Source organism: Caulobacter sp., from assembly GCF_035254145.1.
GTDB lineage: Bacteria > Pseudomonadota > Alphaproteobacteria > Caulobacterales > Caulobacteraceae > Caulobacter.
In genome coordinates, this window is sequence record NZ_DATFAV010000142.1 from 1 (window position 1) to 7,451 (window position 7,451).

Here is a 7,451-nt window from a genome sequence, read left to right on the forward strand (position 1 = left end):
AAAGCCCGCGACATTGGCTTCGGAGCCGTCGCACAACCAGATGTCAGGTCCAAACGGTGATAGGATCGACGCAGCCATACACCCAGCCTAACAGCAGTCGCTACGGCAGTCGCTTATGGGTCGAAAGGGCGCTTTGGTTCAGGCGCCGATCTCGGACGTCGAACGCGACCGCCAGCGGCCCGTTCGTCCTGTCCTTGCGGCCGAATAGAGGTGGTCCCGCCCCTGGGTTTGCCCTCGAGGCGGGAATGCGGAGATAGAATGAACCTTGGGCGAACCTAGCGCTTGATCTGCCCCGCCAGATACTTGCGGATCGCTTCGCCGTACGGCGGCCGCAGGCCCAGCATCGGGGCGATGTCCTTCTTCAGCTGCTGGAACACCGCCTTCTTGTGGCTGAACTCCAGGAAGCCGTCGTGGCCGTGATAGGCGCCCATGCCCGCCGGACCGACGCCACCGAACGGCAGCTCCTCCTGGGCGACGTGGAAGATCACGTCGTTGACCGTGACCCCGCCGCTGGTCGTGCGCGACAGCACCCGATCCTTCTCGGCCTCATCGGTCCCGAACCAGTAGAGGGCCAGGGGGCGATCGTGGGCGTTCACATAGTCCACGGCGTCGTCGACGGTCTTGTAGGTCTTCACCGGCAACACCGGACCGAAGATCTCCTCCTGCATCACCTTCATGTCGTCGGTCGGATCCAGGATCAGGGTCGGGGCGATCTTGCGATGCTCCTGCTGGGAGAGATCCTCGCCGCCCGGATTGATCTCGACGATCCGCGCGCCCTTGGCCCGGGCGTCGTCGACATAGCCCTTCACCCGATCGTAGTGCCGCTGCGCCACCAGGGCGGTGTAGTCGGGATTGTCCTTCAGGGTCGGGAAATAGCGGCCGACGGCGGCCTTGGCCTCGGCCACGAAGGTCTCGACCTCGTCCTGGGGCGCGATGACGTAGTCGGGCGCCAGACAGATCTGGCCGGCGTTCAGGGTCTTGCCGTTCATGATCCGGGCGGCGGCGGTGGCCATGTCGGCCCCGCGCGACAGGATCACCGGACTCTTGCCGCCCAGCTCCAACGTGACAGGCACCAGGTTCTCGGCGGCCGCCCGCATCACGTGCCGCGCGACCGAGGTGGCGCCGGTGAACACCAGATGGTCGAACGCCAGCCCCGAGAACGCGTGCCCGACCTCCGGCCCGCCGACGAAGACCGCGACCTCCTCCTCGGAGAAGGCCTTGGCGAACATGGTCTTGAGCAGGTCCGAGGTGGAGGGCGTGAATTCCGAGGGCTTGATCATCGCCCGGTTGCCGGCCGCGAACACGCCGGCCAGCGGCGCGAAGGTCAGGTTGACCGGGAAGTTCCACGGGCTGATCACCCCGACCACGCCCTTGGGCTGGTACTGGACCATGGCCTTGGCGCCGAACAGGCCCAGGATGGCGGGCGTGGTCTTGCGCTTCTGAGGGCGCACCCACTTGGCGACATTGTCGCGCGCGAACTTCAACGGGCCGATCGAGCCGGCGACGTCGGTCAGGGCCGTCGCCTCGGGCGAGCGGGAACCGAAGTCGGCGTTGACCGCCCTGGCGATCTCGGCCTGGTGTCCGATCAGCAAATCGATGCAGCGATTCAGCCAATCCACGCGCCGCTCGACACTGGGCGGCCCGTCGCGCAGATGCGCGGCCTTCTGGCGCAGCAGGACGTCGTTCATGGCCGCCCGATGGGCTTCGGCCGGATTCACCGGAGCATTCATTTCAGGCCTCCCAATGGCTGGCGCGGCGCACACCGTCGCGGCGCTCATCTTATCATCGATCACCATGGGCGAGCGTGCGTGCGCGCGCAAGCGAACGTTGGTCGTTCTTAACGCCTCGTAAGAACTCTGGCGCCTAAGGTCTCGCTCCATGCGATCGGCCTTTCCGCAACGGAAAGCGTCGAACGGGGGAAGAGAAATGTCGGACGTCGAAACCACGCTGCGCGGTCCCGAAGCTTACAAGGTCGCGTCGCGCGCCCTGGAGCTGATGGAGCGCCACCAGGTGTGGCCGACGGCGCTGAATTTCGAGCTCTGGACGCACTATGTCGCCGATCCGGACGGCCCCCTCGCCCGCGAATTGACGCGCCTGATCTCGCTGGGCGAGCCGATGACCGAGCTGGTCAGCGAAGAGCTGGCCGCCACCTATCTGCCCAAGGCGCGCCTGAACGAACAGATCCGCGACGCCGGCGATATCCTGTCCAAGGAACTCGAGGCGGTCTCGAAGGCGATCCAGAACGCTCAGAAATCCAACGCCGCCTTCGGCAAGGAACTGGCCGGCGCGACCAAGAACCTCGACAAGTCCACGGACGTGGAGGCCATCAAGTCGGTGGTCTCGAACCTGGCCGACGCGACCCGCAAGGTCCACCGCGAGAACCAGTCGCTGGAAGCGCGCCTGGCGGAGTCGACTTCCGAGGTCGAGCGTTTGCGCGAGCACCTCGAGCAGGTCCGCCGCGAGGCCACCACCGACGGCCTGACCAACCTGGCCAACCGCAAGGCCTTCGACGAAGAGCTGGACCGCGCCTGCGCCGAGGCCGACGAGCAGGGCTCGCCGATCTGCCTGGCCGTGCTCGACATCGACCATTTCAAGGGCTTCAACGACACCTGGGGCCACCAGACCGGCGACCAGGTCATCCGCTATGTCGCCTCGGTGATCGGCCGCGTGGCCGCCCCGCCGCGCTTCGCCGCCCGCTACGGCGGCGAGGAGTTCGCGATGATCTTCCCGCGCGAGACCGCCGGCATCGTCGCCACCACCCTGGAAGAGATCCGCGTCGAGGTCTCCTCGCGCATGCTCAAGCGTCGTTCGACCAACGAGGACCTGGGCGCGATCACCATCTCGTCGGGCTTCGCCGAACGCCGCCCCGGCGAAAGCGGCCATTCGGTCATGGAACGCGCGGACGCGGCGCTCTACGCCTCCAAGCGCGGCGGCCGCAACCGGGTGACCTCGGCCGACGCCATGCCGGCCTCGGCCAACGCGGCCTGAACCTTTCCATCCATCGTCGTCCCAGACGCGCCGCCGATCCCGGATCGGCGGCGTTTTCCTTTGAAAATTCCGCTAGCCTTCCCAAAGGGTAAAGGCGCCTAGAGTCTTCCCAACGAACAATCCAGCTGTCTGGGGAGGCCAAAGGCCATGGACTATCAGAAGATCCGTGTCTCGACGCAGGACGGCGTCGCCACCGTCACCCTGTCCGATCCGGGCACGCTGAACGCCGCCAGCCTGGAGATCGCCCGCGAGCTGATCCATGCGTTTTCGTCGATCGCCGCCGGCAAGGTCCAGGCGCGCGCGGTGATCCTGACCGGCGAAGGCCGCGGCTTCTGCTCGGGCGCCAACCTGTCGGGCGGCGGCGCGGCCGGCCGCGAGCTGGACGTCGACGGCAAGCCCGACGCGGGCTCGGCGCTGGAGACCCTCTACAATCCGCTGATGACGCTGCTGCGCGACTTCCCGCTGCCGATCGTGACGGCGGTGAACGGGCCGGCGGCCGGGGTCGGCTGCTCGATCGCGCTGATGGGCGACATCATCGTGGCCGCCGAGAGCGCCTATTTCCTGCAGGCCTTCCGCCGCATCGGCCTGGTGCCGGACGGCGGCTCGACCTACCTGCTGCCGCGCCTGATCGGCAAGGCGCGGGCCATGGAGATGATGCTGCTGGGCGATAAGGTGCCGGCGGCCACGGCCCTGCAATGGGGCCTGGTCAACCGCTGCGTTCCGGACGACGAGCTGATCGGCGCGGCCACGGCCATCGCCCAGGAACTGGCGCGCGGCCCGGCGGCCCTGGGCGCGATCCGCAAGCTGGTCTGGGACAGCCTCGACGCCGACTGGACCGGGCAACTTCACGCCGAACGCAAGGCCCAGAAGTTCGCCGGCAAGACCGAGGACTTCATCGAGGGCGTCAGCGCCTTCCTCCAGAAGCGCGCGGCGGCTTTCAAGGGTAAATAGAGCTGTCTTCCCGGCCGAAGCGCAGCGAAGAGCCGGATCTTGGAAAGCGCTGAGCTTCCAGCGGTCCCGGATCGGCGCGCTCCGCGCTTGTCCGGGATGACAGTTCAGGTCGGCAGATACGGCTTGTAGCTCTTCTCCTCGACGATCTCCGAGCCCGCCGCTTCGTTGATGGCGCGCTTGATGGCGGCGCGGCGGTCGTTGTCGATATAGACGCGGCGGGCCAGGGCCACGAAGTCCGGGCCGAAGTCCTGGCGGCGCTCGCAGTCGCGCTTACCGTCTTCGATGTCCCAGAGGGCGGCGTTGACGGCGGTGAGCTCTTCGGTGAGCCGGGCGATCTCGGCGGTGTCGGGCAGGTGCTCGCGCGCCGTGGCCTCCAGCAAGGCCAGCTCCTTGCGGACATTGGCCTCCTTGACCGGGTCGCCGATGCGCTCGGCCTTGACCCGCAGGATAGTGATCTTGTCGACCAGTTCGCCCGCCGAGATCGGCGCGAGGATGGACATTCAGGAAACTCCGGACACGAGACGCTGGAGCGCCTCCCACGCCGCGTCGAGCGGCAAGGCGCCCATGCCGTTTCCGTAGTCCTCCGCGACCAGCATCTCAAGCCGCGCGGCGGCCGGGCGGAACTTCACGGCCTTGCGCCGGTCCTGCTGCAGGGAGAGCAAGGGCGCGCCGCCGGCCGCCAGCATGTGGCCAGGCCCGGCGTCATTGGCGACGCCGGCCGCGAGGCGTCCCGCCAGAGCGATGACCAGCAGCGGGCCCTTCACCGGCAAGCCATCGACGCGGTTACGTTCGGGCTGGAGCGCTTCAGGGATTTCACGGGCGGCCACGGCGGCGTCCTCGGCCTCGTCGGGTCCGAACAAGAACACCGGCGTCCAGCCCTTTGCCACGATCCGGCGGGCGAGCTCGAAATAGTTCTCCAACGGCCAGCGCTTGTCCTGGCCGCCCGCGCCGGGGGCGAGGCCGACATAGGTCGGGCCCGCCGGCAGTAGGATCTCGGCGGCCTTCAGAGCGTCGGGATTGGTCAGGGCCAGAGGCCTCGGCGCGCCCTGCCCGTCCGTCGCCAGCGCCAGCAGCCTGGCCAGCCGGTCGGTGACCGCCACGGGCCAGGCCTTGTCCCGCGCCTGTCGAGCGGCCGAGACGAAACGCCCCGCCGCCCCCCGCCGCGCGACGCCGCTGCGGCGCAGGTTCTCCTGAGTGTCGATGACGAGGTCGAACTTGCGGCCGCCGAACGGCCTCGACCACGGCAGGCTGTCCAGCGCCCTCGCGCCGTTGGCGCCGTTCAGGATCACCTCGTCGACATAGCCCTCGACCACGGCCTTCAAGGGTCCGGCGTAGACCGTCTCCCCCTTGGCCGCGCACCAGCTGATCCGCGCGTCCGGAAACGCCGCGCGCAGACCGGCGATGAAGGGCAGCTTGATCAGCCCGTCGCCGATCACCTCGCCCATCGAATAGATCAGAACCGTCTGGACCATGGCCGGGCTTAGGCCGCGCGGCGAGCTGTGGTCAATGCGGGATCAGACCGCGACCGGGCACTCGGCCGGAACCGAGACGAAAGTTCCCGCCGCCCGGCGCTTCTCGAAATGCTTCTGGGCGCAGCCGCCCGAGCACAGGAGGCCCGTGTCCGACCAATAGAGCGGCGCCTCGTCCTCGTGGCGGAAGCTGGGCGCGCCCCATGGCAGGCCGCATTCGACGCAGGATGGGGTCTTGGCCAGCATCAGTCTTGCACCTCGGCGGCGGGCTGGATGGTGACGCTCTCGCCGCAGCCGCAGGCGTCGGTCTCGTTGGGATTGTGGAACACGAACTTCGAGGACAGCTTGCTGACCTCGTAGTCGATCTCGGCGCCAATCAGGAAAAGGACGGCCTTGGGTTCGATCAGGATGGTGACGCCCTTGTCCTCGATCACCTCGTCGAGGGGATGCTTTTCCTCGGCGTACTCGAAGACATACTCCTGACCAGCGCAACCTCCGTTCTTCACGCCGACGCGAAGACCAGCATAGGGCTTCTCAGCCCTCCCCATGATCTCCTTCACGCGCGCGGCCGCGGCGTCGGTCAGGGTGACGACCTTGGGGCGCGGACGGCGGGGACGTGCGGTGATCGCGGTTTCCATGGCTTTCGAACCGATCAGAACATGTTCAGTTGCAACTTGGCCTCGTCGCTCATGCGCGAGGGATCCCACGGCGGATCGAAGACCAGGTCGACCGCGCACGAACGCAGCTCCGGGATCTCCATCACCGCGTCCTTGACCCAGCCCGGCATCTCGCCGGCCACCGGGCAGCCCGGGGCGGTCAGGGTCATCTCGATGGCCACGTCCTTCTCGTCCGAGACGTCGACCTTGTAGATCAGGCCCAGCTCGTAAATGTCGACCGGGATTTCCGGGTCGTAGACCGTCTTCAGCTTTTCGATCAGCTGGTCGGTCAGCCGGTTCAGCTCGTCCTGCGACAATGCCGACGGGACTTGGGCGGAAGCGGGTTCGGAAGCGGCGGCGTCGGTCATGAGCGGCTCAACTGAAGAAACTGCGGGCCTTGGCCAGCGCGTCCACGAACGCGTCGGCCTCGGCCTCGGTGTTATATAGGGCGAAGGAGGCGCGAGCGCTCGACGTGACGCCGAAACGGCGCATCAAGGGCTCGGCGCAGTGAGTGCCGGCGCGCACGGCGACGCCATAGCGGTCCAGCACCTGGGCGATGTCGTGGGCGTGGGCGCCCTCAACCGTGAACGAAAGCACCGCGCCCTTGCCGGGCGCTTCGCCGATGATCCGCACGCCGTTGACGCCGCGTAGCTGTTCGGCGACCCGTTCGTAGAGGGCATGCTCGTGGGCGAAGATGGCGTCGCGGTCCAGACCGTTCAGCCATTCGATCGCCGCGCCCAGGCCGACGGCCTCCAGGATCGCGGGCGTGCCGGCCTCGAAGCGGTGCGGCGGGTCGGCGTAGGTGATCCGATCGAGCGATACCGAAGCGATCATCTCGCCGCCGCCTTGGTAAGGCGGCAGGGCCGCCAGGCGTTCGGCCTTGCCATAGAGCACGCCGATCCCGGTCGGACCGTAGAGCTTGTGACCGGAGAAGACGTAGAAATCGACGTCCAGCGCTTTGACGTCGACCGTGGTGTGGACCACGCCCTGGCAGCCGTCCAGCAGCACCGGCGCGCCGGCCGCGTGGGCCAGTCGGACGATCTCGGCGACGTCGTTGACGGTGCCCAGCACGTTCGACATGTGGGTGACGGCGACCATCTTGGTCTTCTCGGACAGCAGGCCCCTGAAGGCCTCCATGTCGAGGCGCCCATCGTCCAGCACCGGGACGAACTTCAGGACGACGCCCTTGCGCTCGCGCAGGAAGTGCCACGGCACGATGTTGGCGTGGTGCTCCATCTCCGAGAGCACGATCTCGTCGCCGGCGTTCAAGGAAAGGCCGAACGACGACGCGACCAGGTTCACCGCTTCGGTGGCGCTCTTGGTCCAGACGACTTCGTCGCGATCGGCGTTGATGAACTTGGCGACGGTTTCCCGCGCCTTTTCATAG

At 67.5% G+C, this 7,451-nt stretch carries 9 protein-coding genes; 2 read left to right on the forward strand and 7 right to left on the reverse strand.

Annotated features, from left to right (window positions below; all coding sequences use genetic code 11):
* Positions 1 to 275 precede the first annotated feature (275 nt).
* Positions 276 to 1,730 carry a coniferyl aldehyde dehydrogenase gene (locus VJ655_RS08520; RefSeq protein WP_324110638.1) on the reverse strand — a complete coding sequence of 485 codons (1,455 nt, stop codon included), beginning with the start codon at positions 1,728 to 1,730 and terminating at the stop codon, positions 276 to 278.
* 196 nt (positions 1,731 to 1,926) lie between these two features.
* Between VJ655_RS08520 and VJ655_RS08525 the strand changes: the two genes are divergently transcribed.
* Together VJ655_RS08525 and VJ655_RS08530 are read left to right on the forward strand one after the other, a co-directional pair.
* Positions 1,927 to 2,988: a GGDEF domain-containing protein gene (locus VJ655_RS08525; protein ID WP_324110639.1), complete on the forward strand. Its 1,062-nt coding sequence runs from the start codon at positions 1,927 to 1,929 to the stop codon at positions 2,986 to 2,988.
* Positions 2,989 to 3,135: 147 nt separating this feature from the next.
* A complete protein-coding gene (locus tag VJ655_RS08530; RefSeq protein ID WP_324110640.1) occupies positions 3,136 to 3,939 on the forward strand; it encodes an enoyl-CoA hydratase/isomerase in 804 nt (267 codons plus the stop codon).
* Between the two features lie 104 nt (positions 3,940 to 4,043).
* Here VJ655_RS08530 and VJ655_RS08535 read toward each other — a convergent pair whose 3' ends face one another.
* The 6 genes from VJ655_RS08535 to VJ655_RS08560 all read right to left on the reverse strand — a co-directional run.
* On the reverse strand, positions 4,044 to 4,439 hold the full coding sequence (locus tag VJ655_RS08535) for a DUF6165 family protein (RefSeq protein ID WP_324110641.1): 396 nt from the start codon (positions 4,437 to 4,439) through the stop codon (positions 4,044 to 4,046).
* Positions 4,440 to 5,411, reverse strand: coding sequence for a glycosyltransferase family 9 protein (locus VJ655_RS08540; protein ID WP_324110642.1), 972 nt, complete (start codon positions 5,409 to 5,411; stop codon positions 4,440 to 4,442). It abuts the gene before it with no gap.
* Positions 5,412 to 5,453: 42 nt separating this feature from the next.
* The gene (locus tag VJ655_RS08545) at positions 5,454 to 5,654 is read right to left on the reverse strand and encodes a hypothetical protein (protein WP_324110643.1); all 201 of its coding nucleotides are present in this window, start codon (positions 5,652 to 5,654) and stop codon (positions 5,454 to 5,456) included.
* On the reverse strand, positions 5,654 to 6,046 hold the full coding sequence (locus VJ655_RS08550) for an iron-sulfur cluster assembly accessory protein (RefSeq protein ID WP_324110644.1): 393 nt from the start codon (positions 6,044 to 6,046) through the stop codon (positions 5,654 to 5,656). Before VJ655_RS08550 ends, VJ655_RS08545 begins: the two co-directional genes overlap by 1 nt.
* 14 nt (positions 6,047 to 6,060) lie before the next feature.
* Positions 6,061 to 6,432, reverse strand: coding sequence for an SUF system Fe-S cluster assembly protein (locus VJ655_RS08555; RefSeq protein ID WP_324110645.1), 372 nt, complete (start codon positions 6,430 to 6,432; stop codon positions 6,061 to 6,063).
* Between the two features lie 7 nt (positions 6,433 to 6,439).
* Positions 6,440 to 7,451: cysteine desulfurase (locus tag VJ655_RS08560; RefSeq protein WP_324110646.1), on the reverse strand; the 1,012-nt coding region annotated here is incomplete at its 5' end.

What these genes read in the sequence shown, in the direction of transcription:
- VJ655_RS08535 (WP_324110641.1), bottom strand. Translation starts at nt 4,439, where the DNA reads ATGTCCATCCTCGCGCCGATCTCGGCGGGCGAACTGGTCGACAAGATC.
- VJ655_RS08520 (WP_324110638.1), bottom strand. Translation starts at nt 1,730, where the DNA reads ATGAATGCTCCGGTGAATCCGGCCGAAGCCCATCGGGCGGCCATGAAC.
- VJ655_RS08555 (WP_324110645.1), bottom strand. Translation starts at nt 6,432, where the DNA reads ATGACCGACGCCGCCGCTTCCGAACCCGCTTCCGCCCAAGTCCCGTCG.
- VJ655_RS08545 (WP_324110643.1), bottom strand. Translation starts at nt 5,654, where the DNA reads ATGCTGGCCAAGACCCCATCCTGCGTCGAATGCGGCCTGCCATGGGGC.
- VJ655_RS08530 (WP_324110640.1), top strand. Translation starts at nt 3,136, where the DNA reads ATGGACTATCAGAAGATCCGTGTCTCGACGCAGGACGGCGTCGCCACC.
- VJ655_RS08540 (WP_324110642.1), bottom strand. Translation starts at nt 5,411, where the DNA reads ATGGTCCAGACGGTTCTGATCTATTCGATGGGCGAGGTGATCGGCGAC.
- VJ655_RS08550 (WP_324110644.1), bottom strand. Translation starts at nt 6,046, where the DNA reads ATGGAAACCGCGATCACCGCACGTCCCCGCCGTCCGCGCCCCAAGGTC.
- VJ655_RS08525 (WP_324110639.1), top strand. Translation starts at nt 1,927, where the DNA reads ATGTCGGACGTCGAAACCACGCTGCGCGGTCCCGAAGCTTACAAGGTC.